We start from the raw sequence: 17526 nt of genomic DNA, 5'->3' as shown, positions 1-17526 counted from the left end.
CCGTGGCGCAGAGGTTTCGCAACAAAGGCGCGAAGGGATGGGGGCGCGAGACCAGGCGCGAGGAGGAGTCATAGCCGTAGCTATGGCGACGACGAGCAACGCAGTATCGCGCCACCAGACCGAGCGGATTTGTTGCGAAACCTCTGCGCCACGGTACTAGCAGTAAACTAGTCCGCTAGCCAGCGCACGGAAGCCGCACAGGAGGCAGCGGGATGATGCGATACACCCACAAGGGAAGGCGCGTTTGCGGCACCGGTTTTCGGATCGGTGCCGCGAGCCTGGCGTTCGTGATCGGCATCGCGTCCGCGGCGCCCGGCGATGACCTGAGCTTCATCGTGCACAATCACACTGGCGTCGATATCAAGTCGCTGTACGTTGCGCCGAGCCAGTCCGGCGACTGGAGCGAGGACGACATGCTCGCCGGCGAGCCGCTGTACGACGGTGACGACGCCGACATTTCGATCCCGCGCGGCGCCTCGGTCGAAAAATGGGACCTGAGGCTGGTCGACCGCCAAGGCGCCAGCCTGGTCTGGCCAGCAGTCGATCTGAGCAAAACCAGCGAGGTCACCTTGCGGCTGAATCTGGGCAAGCCCAGCGTTCAGCTCGGCGACGAAGAAGAGTAGTCGCGTAGGTTGGGGTGAGCGCAGCGAACCCCAACATCGGCGCGGACGAAATGTTGGGGTTCGCTGCGCTCACCCCAACCTACGACTGCTTGCTGCGCTTCAACAAGGGTTTCAAAAACTGCCCGGTGTACGAACGCGCCACCTTCGCCACTTCTTCCGGCGTGCCGGTGGCGATGATCTCGCCGCCGCCCGATCCGCCTTCCGGGCCCAGGTCGATGATCCAGTCGGCGCGTTTGATCACATCCAGGTTGTGCTCGATGATCACGATCGTGTTGCCGTGTTCGCGCAGCCGCTCCAGCACGACCAGCAGTTGGGCGACGTCGTGGAAGTGCAGGCCGGTGGTCGGCTCGTCGAGGATGTACAGCGTCTGGCCGGTGTCGCGGCGGCTCAGCTCCTTGGCCAGCTTGATGCGCTGGGCTTCGCCACCGGACAGCGTGGTCGCGTTCTGGCCGAGCTTGATGTAGCTCAGGCCCACGTCCATCAGCGTCTCCAGCTTCTTCGCCAGGTTCGGCACCGCCTTGAAGAAGGCCATGCCGTCTTCGATGGTCATGTCCAGCACTTCGTCCACCGACTTGCCCTTGTACTTCACCTCCAGGGTTTCGCGGTTGTAGCGGCGGCCGCGGCAGGTGTCGCAGGTCACGTAGACGTCGGGCAGGAAGTGCATCTCGACCTTGATCAGGCCGTCGCCTTCGCAGGTCTCGCAGCGTCCGCCCTTGACGTTGAAGCTGAAGCGCCCGGCTTCGTAACCGCGCGCACGCGATTCCGGCACACCGGCGAACAGCTCGCGGATCGGCGTGAACAAACCGGTGTAGGTCGCCGGGTTGCTGCGCGGCGTGCGGCCGATCGGCGACTGGTCGATGTCGATGACCTTGTCCAGATGCTCCAGGCCCTCGATCTCGTCGCACTCGGCATGGCGTGTGCCGGCGTTGTTCAACGCGCGCGCGGCAAAACCCAGCAGCGTGTCATTGATCAGCGTCGACTTGCCCGAGCCGCTGACACCGGTGACGCAGGTGATCAGGCCGATCGGGATCTCGGCGGTCACGTCCTTGAGGTTGTTGCCGCGCGCGCCAGTCAGCACGATCTTCTTTTTCGGATCGGCCTTGCGCCTCTGCTTCGGCACCTCGATGCCGTCGATGCCGGACAGATAGCGCCCGGTCACCGACTTCGGGTTCGCGATCACCTGTTCCGGCGTGCCTTCGGCGACGATGCGGCCGCCGTGCACGCCGGCGCCGGGGCCGATGTCGACCACGTAATCGGCGCGGCGGATCGCGTCCTCGTCGTGCTCGACGACGATGACCGTGTTTCCCAGGTCGCGCAGTCGGAATAATGTTTTTAACAGGCGCTCGTTGTCGCGCTGGTGCAGGCCGATGCTGGGCTCGTCCAGCACGTACATCACGCCGACCAGGCCGGCGCCGATCTGCGAGGCCAGGCGGATACGCTGCGCTTCGCCGCCCGACAGCGTCTCGGCCGAACGTGCCAGCGTCAGGTAGTCGAGGCCGACGTTGTTCAGGAAGCCGAGCCGTGCGCAGATTTCTTTCAGGATCTTGTCGGCGATCTCGCCCTTGTGGCCGGGCAGGTGCATCTGCTGGAAGAAGGCCTCGGCTTCGCGGATCGACAGCGAGGTGATCTGCGGCAGCCGCGTGTCGGCGACGTAGACATTGCGCGCCGCGCGGTTCAGCCGATCGCCGCCGCAATCCGGGCAGCTCTTGTTCGACAGGTACTTGGCCAGCTCCTCGCGCACCGCGACGCTTTCGGTCTCGCGATAGCGGCGTTCGAGATTCGGCAGAATGCCTTCGAACTTGTGCGTGCGCGTGACCACGCGGCCGCGCTCGTCCGGATACTGGAACGGCAGTTTTTCTTCACCGCTGCCGTTCAGGATCAGATCCTGCACTTTCTTCGTCAGCTTGTTCCAGGGCTTGTCGGTATCGAAGCCGTAGTGCTTGGCCAAGGACGAAATGAAGTGCCAGTAGTAGGCGTTCTTCTTGTCCCAGGATCGGATCGCGCCGGCGGCCAGCGACAGCTCGGGGTGATGCACCACGCGGTCGGGGTCGAACACCTGCATCGTGCCCAGGCCGTCGCACTTGGGACAGGCGCCATGCGGCGCGTTGAACGAAAACAGCCGCGGCTCCAGCTCTTCCAGCGAGTAGCCGCAATGCGGGCAGGACATGCGCGCCGAGAAGGTATGCACCGGCTCGGTCGCTTCGCCGTGCGGCACGACCAGCGCGATGCCTTCGCTGAGCTTCAGCGCGGTCTCGAAGGATTCGCTGATGCGCTGTTTAATGTCCGCGCGCACCTTGAAGCGGTCGACCACGATCTCGATGTCGTGCTTGAGCTTGCGATTGAGCTTGGGCACCTCGTCCAGCTCGTAGACGCGGCCGTCGACGCGCGCGCGCACGAAGCCCTGGGCGCGCATCTGCTCGAACCACTCCGCGTGCTCGCCCTTGCGGCCGCGTACCACCGGCGCCAGCAGCATCCATGCGGAAGCCTCGGGCAGTGCCAGCACGTGATCGACCATTTGCGCGACCGACTGCGCCTCCAGCACCACGCCGTGATCCGGGCAGCGCGCGGTGCCGACGCGCGCGAACAGCAGGCGCAGGTAGTCGTAGATTTCGGTGACGGTGCCGACGGTCGAGCGCGGATTGTGCGAGGTCGACTTCTGCTCGATCGAGATCGCCGGCGACAGGCCTTCGATGGTGTCGACGTCGGGCTTCTGCATCATGCTCAGAAACTGCCGCGCATACGCCGACAGCGACTCGACATAGCGGCGCTGGCCTTCGGCGTACAGCGTGTCGAACGCCAGCGAAGATTTGCCCGAGCCCGACAGCCCGGTGATGACGATGAGCTTGTCGCGCGGCAGATCCAGCGACACGTTCTTCAGGTTATGCGTACGTGCGCCGCGAATGCGGATAGAGTCCATGAGGGCTTTTACGGGAGGCGGTCAGGCGAACCGCCACTATAGGCAGGTTCGGCGGCGGGGCTCAAAAAGATGCCGCCCGCCGCTGCCGATTCAAGCCCCTTGTCGAACGGTTTCAACCGCGCGGCGCGCAAACCGGCCGCATCCTTGACTTGCCGGTGCCCGCCGGCGTACCAAGGCCAGATACTCGTAAGGGAGCAGGTGATGACGAACAACAACTTCAAGCGGATGCTGGGATCAGGCGCTCGCGCCGGCGTGCTGCCCTTGGCCGGCCTGCTGCTGGCCGCGTGTGGCGGCGGCAGTGTCAGCGGCACCGGCTCGGACGACGACGGCTCGGTCCCGCTCTCCAGCGAGTCCGACGTGCTGCGCGAAGTCTCGCTATTGAGTGGGGCGGTCAGCGCGATCAACACGCTGTCCAGCGCCATCGGCGGTTCCGGGTTCGCCGCCACATCCGCGTCGTCCCAGCCGGGTTTGATGCGCGTGCCGGCGTCCAAGGCACAGTCCACCGAGGCCGCCGTCGCGGATTCCCCCTGCACCGATGGCGGTACCGACACCCAGACCAGTGGCACCAAGACACACAGCTTCATCTACTTCGGCAACCTGCCCGCTCCAGTTGCCTATCAGGTCGACACTTTCACGGCCTGCAAGCGCACCCAGACCGACGCCTCCACAGGGGCGAGCTACCAAGTGACGCTCGACGGCGTTGCCGAAGCCGGCGGCACGCTGGTGGCGGTGAGCGGCGCGGATTATCGCTACCTGATCGCCGGTACCGGCAGTACGCCGCTGCAGGCCGCCATCGCGACCGGGCCGGCGCTGCTCACGCTGAAAGTGCTCGGCACCGAGGAATTCAAGAGCACCGACAGCCGTGTCACGGTCGGCGGCGTGCTGACGCTCGATTACACGGCAAGCGCCGGCAGCACGAACAGCAGTGGCGAGATTGATCTGGGCACGGGCTCCACGCCGTTCTACGTCGGCAGCAGCCAGACCGCCCCGGCAACCAGTCTCGACGGGCCCTACGCCTACCACACCACGAAGTGCGACGGCGGATCCGCGACCGCCGCCACCACGGCCGATCTGACTTCGGCCAGCGACGACCAGGGCAGCTACATCAACGGCGGCACGCTCAAGCTCAGCACCACCAGCGCGGCGGTCACGGTGGTGTTCAACAACGACGGCAGCGCCAGCTACACCTTCCAAAGCGGCTCCAGCGGCACCCTGAGCCGCGACGAGCTGGACAACGCGATACAGAACAACAGCTGCGGCTTCTGAGCGCATTCCGGTGCCGGCGGCCGCTTTTTTTGCGGCCGGAATGCCCATTCCGTGGACCACATCTCGCCAACTCCGGGCTCTGCGCTCTTACAATAGGGCTCATCGCATCAGGGGACACCCATGGCTCGTGGTATCAACAAGGTCATTCTCATCGGCAACCTGGGCAAAGATCCCGAAGCCAAATCTTTCGCCAACGGCGGCAGCGTCACCAACATCACGCTGGCGACCTCCGATTCATGGAAGGACAAGGACGGCGCCCAGCAGGAGCGCACCGAGTGGCACAACGTGGTGTTCCACAATCGCCTCGGCGAGATCGTCGCGCAGTACTGCCGCAAGGGCGCCAAGGTCTACATCGAGGGCTCGATCCGCACCCGTAAATACCAGGACAAGACCAGCGGCCAGGACCGCTACATCACCGAGATCCACGCCAACGAGATGCAGATGCTCGACGGCAAGGCCGGTGGCAGCGGCGGCGCCAGCGAATTCGGCGGCAGCTCTGAGCGCTCCAGCGGCGGCGCGGGCGGTTATGGTGGTGGCCGCCCCGCGACCCCGGGAAGCGCCGCCCCGCGCAGCGCGCCGGCTCCGGCGCAGGACGCCGGGTTCGAGGACGACGATATTCCGTTTTGAGAGGAAGTTGTCGGTAGTAGCGGTAGGCTGGGTTGAAGCGTAGCGAAACCCAGCGGCAGAGCTGCCATGCGAGCGCCAAGCTGGGTTTCGCTACGCTTCAACCCAGCCTACGGCAGCTTAAGGCAGCATCGAGGGCAAGCGGCTGATCTATCCGGACACGGTCAAGACGCTGAAGGCGACGCCGAACTGGGCCAAGCCGCTGGTCCAGCGCGCCCTGGAGGTCTGCAAGCTGCCCGTCGCGCTCAAGCGCGCCGCGGGTCAGACCGCGGAGCCCCGGCCGAAATTGCGGCCGGCCCGTAGCGGGCGCCACCAGACAGTCGTCTGAAGCTGGTGACTCTAGGCCGCAGCTCTCTGTCTGATCTCGCCAATTATTTCCAGCAACCGTGTTACTTGCGGCTCCCTGAAGAGGCCTTCGACCCCGAGGGGGCTGAGATCGGTGAAGGGGGATTCGTACAGCAGCGCCGGGTCCATTACGCCGCGGTGGGTGAGATGATCAACGATCAGATTCACGAACTCGATCTGGTTCGCCGCATAAGTCTTCGATCCCAGGAATTGCTCAAAAGCTTTCTTGGCAGCCTCCCTGTCCAGGCCGACTAACGACCTGATGAAAAGGCCTAGTCCAGAAGCTTCCGCCTTTGCGAACTCGATCTGATCGGCCGTGCCCACACCCGCCATCAGCAGCATTCGCTCGAGTTCCAGAAGATCGCTTGCGGTCAGCGGCTCGTTCGTTCGCAGGCGATGGATGCTCAGGTGATTCTGATTGGACTTCAGAAACTGACGGGCCTTTTCGCGGAAGCGTTCAAAATCCACCGTCGATGACCCAACACCTGGCAGTTCGATGATGGCTTCTTCGCCCATCTCGTCCTCAAAATCGGTGTAGACGATTTGCCGCTTCGACTTCTCCACCAGCTTCATTAACGCACGCAGGCGCTTGCGTGCCGACTCCAGCATCGGCGTGGTGACGTCCTGCCAATAGGCGTCGGTCTGGATCTCCAGAATCAGCGCCATTTGCGCCTGCACCATCGGAATGCTGCCTTGCTCCTGCAACACGCCGGCGATGTCTTCCACCTGCTTGCGTAGGCGTGCAAAAGCGGGTTCGGAACGCAGCAGAGCCAGCTGCAGGTTCAGGATCAGCAGGTCGAACCGCTTGGCATCCTGGTCATCGTCGACGAATTCGGACGGAAGGCCCGCAACGTCGGAAGCCAGTTCGGCCAGTTGATCGGCCCCGAGCATCATCCATGCGTCCGGCTTGGCGTAATGCTCGACCAGCTTCCTCTTGGGGCGAACGATGAAGTTGTCGGCACTCATTGCCGACACTTCCTCGTTAAGGCGCAGTGCCGTGGCGGTACGCAATCCAGACTCGTTCCATTCCGAGGCTTCTGCAGCCTGCTTGACCAATCGAACATCGAGCGCCGCAATCAGTTCGAGCCGAGCCGTGAACAAGCGTTCGCGCATCGACCGGGCCGCCGTGCCCTCGGTCGCCGGAAGGTTCTGGCTGAAATATTCCAGGTTCTGGCAGTAGTCAAACAGGTAGAAGAATTGCTTCGCCTTGCCGGGGCCGAACAGATCGGGTCTCAGACGGGTGCCGCGCCCGAGCATCTGCCAGAACTTGGTCTTGGACCGTACCAACTTGAAGAACACCAGGTTGACGACTTCCGGCACGTCGATGCCGGTGTCCAGCATGTCCACCGAAATCGCGATATGCGGAGCCGCGTCAGGCTTGGAGAAATCGTCGATCAGCGTCTGGGCGTAAGAGACGCTGTAGTCGATGACTCGCGCGAACGCGCCTTTGTAGTGCTTGTAGTTCTCGTCGAAGCGCGCCGCGATGAACTCCGCGTGCGCGTGATTCTTCGCAAAAATGATGGTCTTGCCCAGCCGATCACCATCGGCCACCTTCTGGCCGCGGACCATCAGATGCTCCAGCACCTTGTCGACCGTGTCCTTGTTGAACAGCCATTTGTTGACGGCTTCGGCTTCGACGCGATCGGGGACGCCGGTTTCCTCGTCCCATTCCAGCGCGTCCCAGGCATCTTTCTCGGCTTCCGTGAGCTGCTCGTAGCGGATGCCCTCGCGCTGGAACCGCAGCGGCACCGAGATGGTTTGCGGCGGAACCAGAAACTTGTCGTTAACCGCCTCGTCGAGGCTGTACACATCCGTCGGCACGCCGCTTTCGAGGCCGAACAAACCATAGGTATTGCGATCGATCTCTTCGCGCGGCGTCGCGGTGAGGCCCACCAGCAGGCAATCGAAGTAATCGAAGATCGCCCGGTATTTCTGGTAGACCGAGCGATGTGCCTCGTCGATCACGATCAGGTCGAAGTGCCCCACGCCGAAGCGCCGCTGCCCATCCAGCTGAGCATCGATGAGCCCCATCATCGTTGGATACGTCGACACATAAACGCGACCCTGGGTGTTCTTCTCCGTCACCAGATTCACCGGCGAAGACGCCGGCAGCTGCTGGCTGAAGACCTTGACCGTCTGATTGACCAGCGCAACCCGGTCGGCCAGGAACAGCACGCGCTTGACCCAGTTGCAGCGCATCAGCAGATCGCACAGCGCGACCACCGTGCGCGTCTTGCCGGCACCGGTCGCCATCACCACCAGCGCCTTGCGGTCATGGTCCTGCTCGAATGACTCCGCAATGCGGCGGATCGCGCGATGCTGGTAGTAGCGCTCGACGATGCTCGGGCTGATCTCGGCCGCGCCGAGTGGCAGGCGTGTGCTGCGCCGCTGCACCAGCAACAGCAGCTCGTCTTTTTTGTAGAAGCCCTGAACGGGCCGCGGCGGATGCTCGGTGTCGTCCCACAGCCAGTGCTCGTAGGCGTTGGTGTAGAAAATCACCGGCCGCTGGCCGAACTGCTGTTCCAGGCAATCGGCATACAGCTTGGCCTGCTGCTGCCCGGCGCCCGGGCTCTTGCGGGTGCGCTTGGCTTCCACAACAGCCAGCGGTTTGCCGTCGTCGCCCCAAAGCACGTAGTCGACAAAGCCCTGGCCTTGCATGTTGGGCATGCCGCCGACTTCGTATTCCCGATCGCGCTTCTGGTCCAGCGCCCAGCCCGCCTCGCGCAGCAGCAGATCGATGAACTGATCGCGGGTTTCTGCTTCGGAATAATCGTGGGTGTCCGGAACGGCCGCGTTCAACTGTTTGGCGGCGGCGACCTCGGCGCGAAGCCGTTCGAGTTCGGCATTCAGCACCGCGTGGCCCGTCAGCAATTCGGAGAGCCTGGCGTCCTTCTCGGCCAGCGACTCGTTGAGCTGCTGCAAAGCCGCGAGCGTCTGCGGCGGCACCGGCGAAGTCTTCGGCAAGCCGTCGCCGTCGAAGCGGACGCCATCCGCCGGCTTCTGCCCTCGTGCATAGGTCCGCGCCAGCCAGTAGCCGAAGTGGAACAGCTCGCGCACCACTACCACCGCGTCGCCGGACATCACCGGCTTGCTGCTATGCACCGCCTGGTTGCCATAGCGCCGTATCAGATCGACCTTGGTGAACAGCGCCGGCCCGACCGCCTGCTTGAATGTGGGCTCGTGAATCAGCGCGCTCAGGTCATCCTTGTACGGCAGCTTCAGCTCGCGGTCGTGCTCGAACAGCCAGCGGATTGCCAGCTCCAGTGCGCGCCGCGCGTAGAAGCAGGCCGCACGCGGATCGGGATGCGCAAAGGCCTCGGCGCGCTCCGCCGCCACCCGCAACTCCGGCCACTCTGCCGCCAGGAATCCAAAATGACTCAAGCGCCCTTTTCCCGTGCCTGATCCAGCGGTCCCACCAACCGCTCGCGCAACTCCTGCACGACGATAGCAAGCGGCGGCGCCAAAAGGCGGTTCTTGCGTAGAAAGGCGTCCCATTGCAGCCGCTTGCCCGAATTCTCGGCGAACTCATCGGTGAGCCCGATCGGCCATCCCTCGGGAATCAGCGTTCTGCGTCGCGCACAAGTCGCCGCAATCGCCTCGTGCAGCGATTCGTTGGGCGTATTCGGATCGCGCATCAGCGTCAGCAGATCGAAGTAGTCCTTCATCCTGCTGTTGCGCATGCCCAGATCGATAATCGCTTCGAGCTTTTCGGCGATCACCGTTTGCCGCGGATAAACCCTCAGCCGCGGCGCGGGCAGATCGGCCAGCAGAGTCGGGTAGGCGGTTTCCAGAGGAGCAGGGGTCACCGCATCGCCGAATCCCACGTCGAGCTGGATCGGGCAGCGGATCTTGCCGAGCCAGCCCATCAGTTTCAGGCGCTGGCCGTCGTAGTCCGTATCCTTGGTGATCGTGTCGGCCACGATGGTGCCGGCGTCGTAGCGCATGCCGTCGTCGCAGTGCTCGGTGCAGATACGAGCCACCGTCGCGGTCAGCGACTCGACATCCGCCGGCCCGAAACCGAGAAAATCGGCATCGCGTGTCGGCCGGTGCGGCGTATCGAACCACAGCGCAAACAGCAGCGCGCCCTTGAGCACCAGCCGTTCGCGTTCCGGTGATATCGACAGCCGATACAGCCAGCGCTCCAGTGCATAACGTGCCAGTAGCAGATTGAAATCCTCGCCGTCCCGTTGTGCGCGGTTCAGCAGGCGCGCATGCACCGAAGCCGCGAGGTTGGCGCTCACGTCAGGGACTCCAGATAGGGCTGCATTACGTTGGTCACCCGGCACACCTGGGCCGCCTGCCAGAGCTGGTCCATCGTCACCCGTTTGTAACGCACTGACTCTTGCAGAGCTTCCAGCGCGACATCGAGGCCGATCTTGTTGCGGAACTTGAAGCAGTCCGCCACGGTTTTGGCGACGCCGGTCACGCGCAGAAGCGCGCCGTCCACCTTGTGCGTCTCAACGCCCCAGGCCAACGACTCTGCCGAGAAGCGGAACACCCGCAGGCGCGGCGACATGATGCGCGGCGGCTTCGCCTTGTTGCCGATCGCAATCCAGACCTCGAAGGGTGCCTGCGTGGTCAGCTCATGAAACCGCAGCGCCGTCAGCAGGCAGAACACCACGGCCGGAGCGCGTTGCGATACCGCGACCAGCGAGGCGTGTTCGTTGGGAGAAAAATCCGCTGCCGCGTAGACGCCACGGGCAACACGTTGAAGCTGTCCGCCCGCCACCCAACGTGAAAGCTGCACCCGTGCCGCGCCCAGCTCCGCCAGCCGCGACGCGCGGAGCGTGCCGGACCGCCGCAGCAGGGTTTGTATCCGTTTAAGGGAAGCCGCCATGGCGGGATTGTTCCATAGTTACGGCATATGTCCATAATTGCCGCAAATTTGGAACATCCTGGGAGCGCAAAAGCGCGGTATTCGGCTGTTAAGCACCACCCGAAAACGTGGCAACAATGTCCTCAACCCTGATCGGCGCGTTGGGCGGTGTCTTCAGGTAGGCCGCGTCGTGCGTGTAGTTCTTCAACTGCTCGAAACTCATCGGCGCGCAGATGTTGATGGCGCGGTCCAGGCTTTCGCGCTCGCTGGCGCTGAGTTTGCTCAGGTCCGGCTGGCGTAGCGGGATCAGTTGGCGTGCAGTGCGGCGTAGGGCGGCGCGCAGCGCATCTTCGGGAAAGGGACTCAACAACATCTCGCCATTCAAAAACTTTGCGCCGTCGTAAGCCGCTTGAGGCACCGGGCCATGCTTCTGGGCGCAATGGGTTTCACCATAGATCAGGCGACCTTGCCGTTTCAGATGATCCTTGTCCGCGACGTAGAGTGTTTTGAGTGCTTTGTAAAAGTCGTACTCGGCCGTGCGTCCGGTGACATAAATCAGCGCCTCCAGTCCTTTGTCGACATCCAGCTTGAGATGCTGTCGGAAATCAGGAGCCGTCGGCGTGGCGGCGATATTGGAGCGAAGGTCGGACTGAAACAACTCGCCGCGGAAGGCTCGATGCTGGAGAGTGGCGAAGAGGGCGTCTAGTTCTACCAGCGAGGCGTGTTGCAATACTTTTAGCTTTTCCACGGACGAGATCCGGCGAGCGAAATCTTGTTGGAGAGGAATCGGTGGAAATGGAAGCGTGAGATTGCGAAGGATCGCAAGATTGATGTTCTTCTGCGCGGACTCCGGCGCGGCATCTTCGAGAGTCTTCTGAAGAAACGAAAGCCACGTTCGCACGAACTCAACTGTCGCTGCCTCTTCTGCCCTGAAGCCGACGATGCTGTCTGGGAAGCAGGACGCGAATGTAAGAATTCCAGTCTTTGCGATGTTGGCAGCAATGGTTATACACAAGGTTCCCGCTGGCCACATCTTGCTTTGGCGAAGGCCAATCTCTGAGTAGGTGCCGTGCTGTTCACGAATGTAGCCATCGCAATTTGCTACTTCCCCTGTCTGGACCAAAGGATAGGGTCCACCCAGAAGTTCCGGTGCATTTCGGGGCCGATGTTTGGACACACCTCTATCAAGCTGGCCCACATCGCCAAGTTTTCTTAGCGGCCAGGCCTTTGGATTCATCACCGGATCGCCGAATAGATCGAGGAATATGGATTGCGTGAGGGAGTCGAGTTGTGCGAGAGCAGCGCTGCGCTCGGCCCGCAACGCCTCAGCACGGTCAAGTATCTCCGCAATCCGTCGTTGTTCCGGCAGGGGAGGAAGTACAAGTGAAAGCTTGAGACAACGATCAATGTTGAGATTCGAGATGTTCGTTGTTTTTTGGCCGAAGCTTCGCAGAACGATTTGAATGCGGTTCGACGAGAACCAAAGGTACAGAAATCTAGGATCAATTTTTGTCTTGTCAGGCCTGAGCACGGAGACGAAGCCGCCGAAGCTGGCTCTTCCGGGAAGCTCGGGAATCCAACAACATTTCCCCACAAGGTTCCAACTATTGGCGCTCGAAACCAAAACGTCGCCCTGCTGCAGGAATTGTTCGTTGCGTCTTACGAATTGTTCTCTTACGTACCAGACATCGGAAAGATCGAGTTTTTCCTGCACATTCTTTGTTCGCATGCAGGCTACTGATCCCGGAGTTCCCCTTGGCACGACATCATCTGGCTTAAAGTTGATGCCACGCACAAAACCGGCAACGTCGCCGAGCAGAACAGGCTCTAGGTTCACACTCACTTGAGCATTCCCTCAAGTTCTCTCATTCCCTGCTCAATTTCAGCCTCCAATTTGACGAGCGTTTCCAGGATTTCATTGGGAGGGCGATGAACGAAATCTTCGTGAATGACTTCTTTGTAGCGATTAAGCGACAGGTCATAGCCCTGTGCAACAAGATCGGCCTTGGTCACGCAGAAGCTCTGCGAGGTGCGCGGATTCTCTCGTTCGATCGCATCGCGCTGCGCCCAGCGCGCCAGGATGTCGGGCAGATTGTTCTTCGAATGCTCGGCTTCGGTGAGAGCCACTGTCGGTACGGCGCCCAGCTTCTCCGAAGGCAGTAGCTCCGTACGTTTGTCGTCGAGCGACATGCCGTCGGCTTTCATCTTGTAGAACCAGACGTGATCAGTGCCGCCGGAATTGGTTTTGGTGAAAAGCAGAATTGCAGTCGAGACGCCGGCATAGGGCTTAAACACACCGCCAGGCAACGAGATCACCGCATCGAGCTTCTGATTCTCTACCAACAGCTCGCGCAGCTTCTTGTGTGCATTGGACGAGCCGAACAGCACGCCGTCGGGCACGATCACGGCAGCGCGTCCACCGGGCTTCAGCAGGCGCAGGAACAACGCGAGAAACAGCAGCTCGGTCTTCTTGGTCTTGACGATCGCCTGCAGATCCTTGGCGGTGTTCTCGTAGTCGAGGCTGCCGGCGAACGGCGGATTCGCCAGCACCAGCGTGTACTTCTCTTCTTCGCCCGCATGATCCTGCGCCAGCGAATCGCGATACCGGATCGCCGGGTTCTCCACGCCGTGCAGCAGCATGTTCATGCTGCCGATGCGCAGCATCGTGTTGTCGAAGTCGAAGCCGTGGAAGGCGTTTTCGTGGAAGTGCTTTTTCAGCTTGGGATCGCTGAAGATTTCAGAATGATGATCGCGCAGGTATTCGCTGGCGGCGACCAGGAATCCCGACGTGCCCGAGGCCGGATCGCAGATCACGTCCTTGGGTGTCGGCGCGGTCAGCTCCACCATCAGCTGGATGATGTGGCGCGGTGTGCGGAACTGGCCGTTCTGGCCGGCGCTGGCGATCTTGCCGAGCATGTACTCGTAGACGTCGCCCTTGGTGTCGCGGTCCTCCATCGGCACGTCGTCGAGCAGGTCCACCACCTTGGCCAGCAGCGCGGGCGTGGGGATTGTGAAGCGCGCGTCCTTCATGTGGTGTGCGTAGGTGGAGCCATCGCCGCCGACCGTACGCAGGAACGGGAAGACGTGATCCGCCACCAGCGTGTACATCTCCTGCGGGCTGCCCAGGTTCTTGAAGCGCGACCAGCGCAGGTTTTCGTAGGGCGTACCGCGCTCGTCATTGCCCTCGGGGAACACGCGGCGCTCCATCGGGCGCTTCAGCGTCACCGCCTTGCGCTCCTCGACCGTGTGCAGATCGTCGAGCCGGCGCAGGAACAGCAGATAGGTGATCTGCTCGATGACTTCCAGCGGGTTGGCGATGCCGCCAGACCAGAAGGCGTCCCAGATGCGGTCAACCTGACCGCGGATGGCTCCACTCAGCATGGTTTATTGATCGTCGATCGAAATGGCCGGGCGCAATACTCGTTCACCCACCCGCTGCGGGCAAGGATCACCAGGCGCTAGTGACGTACGGCTCTGCGGGCTGGCCCTGTCTGGATACCATAACGATAGAGCTTCTCACCGCGGGCTTGCTGGTGCGCATCCTGCCCGCTATCGGCACGAATGCCCGGTCCGGCCCCAAGGGCGGGAGATAGCCAACCGAGGGCCTTGGGATCATGGGCAGTGATCCCGTCGGCGGGGTCTGCTGGCGAGCCAAAGATGGTCGTGGTGACAAGAGGGGCATAAACCGGGCATGCCTGATCGCCCGACATCACCGGCTTGCTGCTATGCACCGCCTGATTGCCGTAGCGCCGGATCAGATCAACCTTGGTGAGCAGCGCCGGGCCGACCGTCTGCTTGAATGTGGGCTCGTGGGTCAGCGCGCTCAGGTCATCCTGGTACGGCAGCCTCGGTTCGAGGTCGTGCTCGAACAGCCAGCGGATCGCGAGTTCCAGCGCACGCCGTGCGTAGAAGCAGGCCGCACGCGGAGCGGGATGCGCAAAGGCCTCGGCGCGAACCGCCGCCCACACTTCCGGCCACTCGCCCGCCAGAAATCCGAAATGACTCAAGCGCCCCGTTCCCGCGCATGATCCAACGGCCCGATCAGCGCAATGTGATTCAGGCTCCCAGCAGTTCTACGTTATCAAGCCTGGCGGCCTTGCCGTCAAAGGTGAGCATTGGCGCCCGGCCGTCCACCGCGCACAAGCCGGCGTGCAGGCAGTCGGCAAAGTCGGCCGGTCCCAGCCGATAAGAATGCAGTGCCCGCTCGATGGCGGGCTCGGCCTGAAATTCCAGCTCGCGGGTTTCGAGCAGCGCATTCATCGCCAGCAGGATGTCGGCCTTCTCAAACGCATAGCGCGAGCGCAGCACCCACTCCAGCTCCAGCACGACCGTAGCCGGCACGAACAGCAGCGCCTGCCGACTGGCCGCCGATTTGAACAGCGCATCAACCTGCCGCGACTGCCGGGCGTCGTCGTCCACCAGCCAGCGCACCAGCACGTTGGTGTCGAGCCCGGCCACTACCGCCGCCCGATGTTCATTTCATCCACGCTGACGTTCCGCTTGCCCCGCGCCGGCTTCAACAGGCCCTTGAGTTCGGTGATCGAGCGGGTCTTGGCCCGCATCACCGTGGTGCCGTCGTCGAGTTGGGTGAAGACCACCCGTTCTCCTGCCTCAAGACCGAGAGCCTTGCGGATATCGGCGGGGATGGTGACTTGCCCCTTGCTGGTCATCGTGGCTTCGGACACCGCGTTACTCCTTACATTAGACCTAAGTGTAAGGATTGGCGCCATGACAGGCAATAAGCCGGGACGACGCACGAGGCTGCGAGATTGCGGCTCACACGATCACCGTTTCCAGGTAAGGACGGATCACCATCAGCCAAAGCTCGCCACGACGAAGTCGATGAAGCTGCGCAGCTTCGGCGTCAGGCGGCGGTCGGACGCGAACAGCAGGTGCATCGGCAGGGACGGCCCTTCATAGCCTGGCAGCACCTGCATCAGGCGCCCGGACGCAAGATCGTCGCGCAGCATGTCGGCCGCCTGGAGAATGATGCCGAAACCCTGCAGCGCCGCCTGACGCAGCGCCTGTCCGTTGTTGGCCAGGAAGCGGCTGCGCACCTTGACCGTGTGCGTGCCGTCGGCGTCGGTGAACTGCCACTCGTCCATCGGCGGCCGCGCCCAGTAGGCGAAGCCGAGACATTCGTGGCCGGCGAGGTCTTCCGGCCTCGCCGGCACGCCGCGCTCGGCGAGATAGGCCGGCGCGGCACAGGCGACCAGCCGGTACGGCGCCAGCGGCCGCGCGACCAGCGTGGAATCGGTGAGCGGCGATATCCGGATCACGGCCTCGTAACCCTCGTCGACCAGATCGACGACGCGGTCGGTCAGGCTCAGGTCGACGCTGACCTCGGGGTATAGGCGCTGATAGCGGATCAGCATCGGCACCAAGCTGTAGGAGCCGAAGGTCACCGGCGCGTTAATGCGCAAGCGACCGCGCGGCACCGTCTGCAAGTCTTGGGCGAGCGCTTCGGCGGCTTCGGCTTCGGCGAGCACCAGCTTGCAGCGCTCATAGAACACACGTCCCACTTCGGTCAGGCTCTGGCGTCGCGTGGTCCGGTTCAGCAGCCGCGCGCCGATCCGCTCTTCGAGAAAGCGCACGTGCTTGCCGATCATCGGCGAAGACAGGCCCAGGGCCGGCACCGCGGCCGCGAACGATCCCACCTCCACGGCCTTGACGAACACCGCCATGCTGGTCAATCGGTCCATGATTCGTAACCTATGGTTTCGACAGTTGTCCAAAATTACCCATTTATCCCGATTGACGTCGCAATCACAATCCCGGTGTCGGCCCTGTGCCATCGTTCAGCAGGAGTTCCCCCATGCCACGCATCGTGCGTTTCCACCAGAAAGGTGGTCCGGAAGTGCTCAAGATCGAGGAGGTGAAAGTGCCACCACCGGGTTCGGGCGAGGTCGCTGTCCAGATCAAGGCCTTCGGTCTGAACCGCGCTGAATCGATGTTCCGTTCCGGCCCCTACGTCGAGGAACCGGAGTTCCCCGCGCGCCTCGGCTACGAAGGTGCAGGGATCGTGACGGCGCTCGGCGCGGGGGTTGCAGGTTTTGCCCCCGGCGACGCGGTCAGCGTGATTCCGCCGCTGTCGATCACCCGCTGGGGCTCGTACGGCGAGGCTGCGAACTTCCCCGCCGAGTTCGTCGTCAAGCACCCGTCCTCGCTGTCGTGGACGCAGGCCGCGGCGATCTGGATGCAGTACGTGACCGCCTATGGCGCGCTGGTCGAAATCGCCAGGCTCGCGGCCGGCGATGCCGTCCTCATCACCGCCGCGTCGAGCAGCGTCGGGCTGGCCGCGATCCAGGTCGCAAGAGCGGTCGGTGCAACGCCCGTCGCCGCGACCCGCACCCGCGCCAAGAAAGCGGCCCTGCTGGAAGCCGGTGCGGTCCAGGTCGTCGTCACCCAGGAGGAAGATCTGGCGACGCGCGTGGCCGAGATCACGCAAGGTGCCGGCGTGCGGGTGGCCTTCGATCCTGTCGCCGGCCCGGCGCTGGAGGCGATCGCCGGCGCGATGGCGCAGGACGGCATCATCATCGAATACGGCGCGCTGAGCCCCGAGCCGACGCCGCTACCGCTGTTCCCGATGCTGGTCAAGAACCTGCGCATCCACGGCTTCCAGTACAAGGAGATTGTCCGCGATCCGCAACGGCTAGCCCGCGCCAAGCGCTTCATTGTCGACGGGCTGGCGTCCGGCACGCTGAAGCCGATCATCGACAAGACTTTTGCCTTCGAGCAGATCGTCGAGGCGCATCGCTATCTCGAATCCAACCAGCAGTTCGGGAAAATCGTCGTGACGCTGTAATCGCGCTAGTGGTCCGTTGCATGCTTGGCGACACAAATAAAACCGATGGATTTCGGCCTGTGGCAAGGCGCAAACCACAGCAATAGCACCGCTATTGCGAGGATTTGCAACGCCGCCGCAGGTCGAAAGA

The 17526-nt window shown here is 62.8% G+C and carries 14 protein-coding genes; 4 read left to right on the top strand and 10 right to left on the bottom strand.

The window, feature by feature from the left end; all coding sequences use genetic code 11:
• Window positions 1-212 precede the first annotated feature (212 nt).
• Window positions 213-623: a hypothetical protein gene (locus JWQ90_RS13825; RefSeq protein WP_299695129.1), complete on the top strand. Its 411-nt coding sequence runs from the start codon at window positions 213-215 to the stop codon at window positions 621-623.
• Between the two features lie 79 nt (window positions 624-702).
• Here the strand turns inward: JWQ90_RS13825 and uvrA are convergent, their stop codons facing one another.
• Window positions 703-3540 carry an excinuclease ABC subunit UvrA gene (uvrA, locus tag JWQ90_RS13820; RefSeq protein ID WP_299695126.1) on the bottom strand — a complete coding sequence of 946 codons (2838 nt, stop codon included), beginning with the start codon at window positions 3538-3540 and terminating at the stop codon, window positions 703-705.
• Window positions 3541-3741: 201 nt separating this feature from the next.
• Here uvrA and JWQ90_RS13815 point away from each other — a divergent pair, with 201 nt between their 5' ends.
• Entirely contained in the window at window positions 3742-4806 is a 1065-nt protein-coding gene (locus JWQ90_RS13815) for a hypothetical protein (RefSeq protein WP_299695124.1), read from the top strand.
• Window positions 4807-4926: 120 nt separating this feature from the next.
• Complete coding sequence (locus JWQ90_RS13810) at window positions 4927-5433, top strand: single-stranded DNA-binding protein (RefSeq protein WP_299695121.1); 507 nt, start codon at window positions 4927-4929, stop codon at window positions 5431-5433.
• 336 nt (window positions 5434-5769) lie between these two features.
• On the opposite strand, the gene JWQ90_RS13805 is transcribed toward JWQ90_RS13810, so the two are convergent.
• The 9 genes from JWQ90_RS13805 to JWQ90_RS13765 all read right to left on the bottom strand — a co-directional run bounded on the left by JWQ90_RS13805 (window position 5770) and on the right by JWQ90_RS13765 (window position 16293).
• On the bottom strand, window positions 5770-9156 hold the full coding sequence (locus JWQ90_RS13805) for a DEAD/DEAH box helicase family protein (protein ID WP_299695118.1): 3387 nt from the start codon (window positions 9154-9156) through the stop codon (window positions 5770-5772).
• The gene (locus JWQ90_RS13800) at window positions 9153-10016 is read right to left on the bottom strand and encodes a nucleotidyl transferase AbiEii/AbiGii toxin family protein (protein WP_299695115.1); all 864 of its coding nucleotides are present in this window, start codon (window positions 10014-10016) and stop codon (window positions 9153-9155) included. The genes JWQ90_RS13805 and JWQ90_RS13800 overlap by 4 nt, the downstream gene beginning before the upstream one ends.
• Window positions 10013-10612, bottom strand: coding sequence for a type IV toxin-antitoxin system AbiEi family antitoxin domain-containing protein (locus JWQ90_RS13795; RefSeq protein ID WP_299695112.1), 600 nt, complete (start codon window positions 10610-10612; stop codon window positions 10013-10015). The genes JWQ90_RS13800 and JWQ90_RS13795 overlap by 4 nt, the downstream gene beginning before the upstream one ends.
• 88 nt (window positions 10613-10700) lie before the next feature.
• Window positions 10701-12434 carry a restriction endonuclease subunit S gene (locus JWQ90_RS13790; protein WP_299695109.1) on the bottom strand — a complete coding sequence of 578 codons (1734 nt, stop codon included), beginning with the start codon at window positions 12432-12434 and terminating at the stop codon, window positions 10701-10703.
• Window positions 12431-13972, bottom strand: a complete 1542-nt coding sequence (locus JWQ90_RS13785) for a class I SAM-dependent DNA methyltransferase (RefSeq protein WP_299695106.1) — start codon at window positions 13970-13972, stop codon at window positions 12431-12433. Before JWQ90_RS13785 ends, JWQ90_RS13790 begins: the two co-directional genes overlap by 4 nt.
• A 77-nt stretch (window positions 13973-14049) precedes the next feature.
• A complete protein-coding gene (locus tag JWQ90_RS13780) occupies window positions 14050-14598 on the bottom strand; it encodes a DUF4145 domain-containing protein (protein WP_299695103.1) in 549 nt (182 codons plus the stop codon).
• Between the two features lie 49 nt (window positions 14599-14647).
• Entirely contained in the window at window positions 14648-15049 is a 402-nt protein-coding gene (locus JWQ90_RS13775; RefSeq protein WP_299695100.1) for a PIN domain-containing protein, read from the bottom strand.
• Window positions 15049-15276, bottom strand: coding sequence for a type II toxin-antitoxin system PrlF family antitoxin (locus JWQ90_RS13770; RefSeq protein WP_299695097.1), 228 nt, complete (start codon window positions 15274-15276; stop codon window positions 15049-15051). The genes JWQ90_RS13775 and JWQ90_RS13770 overlap by 1 nt, the downstream gene beginning before the upstream one ends.
• A 129-nt stretch (window positions 15277-15405) precedes the next feature.
• Entirely contained in the window at window positions 15406-16293 is an 888-nt protein-coding gene (locus JWQ90_RS13765) for a LysR family transcriptional regulator (protein ID WP_299695094.1), read from the bottom strand.
• Between the two features lie 113 nt (window positions 16294-16406).
• Here JWQ90_RS13765 and JWQ90_RS13760 point away from each other — a divergent pair, with 113 nt between their 5' ends.
• Entirely contained in the window at window positions 16407-17396 is a 990-nt protein-coding gene (locus JWQ90_RS13760; RefSeq protein WP_299695091.1) for a zinc-dependent alcohol dehydrogenase family protein, read from the top strand.
• Window positions 17397-17526: the final 130 nt, after the last annotated feature.

The sequence above is a fragment of the Hydrocarboniphaga sp. genome (genome assembly GCF_028291725.1).
Classification (GTDB): domain Bacteria; phylum Pseudomonadota; class Gammaproteobacteria; order Nevskiales; family Nevskiaceae; genus Hydrocarboniphaga.
The sequence above is the reverse complement of the archived record's forward strand: the minus strand, read 5'-3'. Positions and strand labels throughout refer to the sequence as shown.

Bases quoted from the DNA above. Each gene is read 5' to 3' on its own strand.
- JWQ90_RS13825 (WP_299695129.1), top strand. From the start codon at position 213: ATGATGCGATACACCCACAAGGGAAGGCGCGTTTGCGGCACCGGTTTT.
- uvrA (WP_299695126.1), bottom strand. From the start codon at position 3,540: ATGGACTCTATCCGCATTCGCGGCGCACGTACGCATAACCTGAAGAAC.
- JWQ90_RS13815 (WP_299695124.1), top strand. From the start codon at position 3,742: ATGACGAACAACAACTTCAAGCGGATGCTGGGATCAGGCGCTCGCGCC.
- JWQ90_RS13810 (WP_299695121.1), top strand. From the start codon at position 4,927: ATGGCTCGTGGTATCAACAAGGTCATTCTCATCGGCAACCTGGGCAAA.
- JWQ90_RS13795 (WP_299695112.1), bottom strand. From the start codon at position 10,612: ATGGCGGCTTCCCTTAAACGGATACAAACCCTGCTGCGGCGGTCCGGC.
- JWQ90_RS13785 (WP_299695106.1), bottom strand. From the start codon at position 13,972: ATGCTGAGTGGAGCCATCCGCGGTCAGGTTGACCGCATCTGGGACGCC.
- JWQ90_RS13765 (WP_299695094.1), bottom strand. From the start codon at position 16,293: ATGGACCGATTGACCAGCATGGCGGTGTTCGTCAAGGCCGTGGAGGTG.
- JWQ90_RS13760 (WP_299695091.1), top strand. From the start codon at position 16,407: ATGCCACGCATCGTGCGTTTCCACCAGAAAGGTGGTCCGGAAGTGCTC.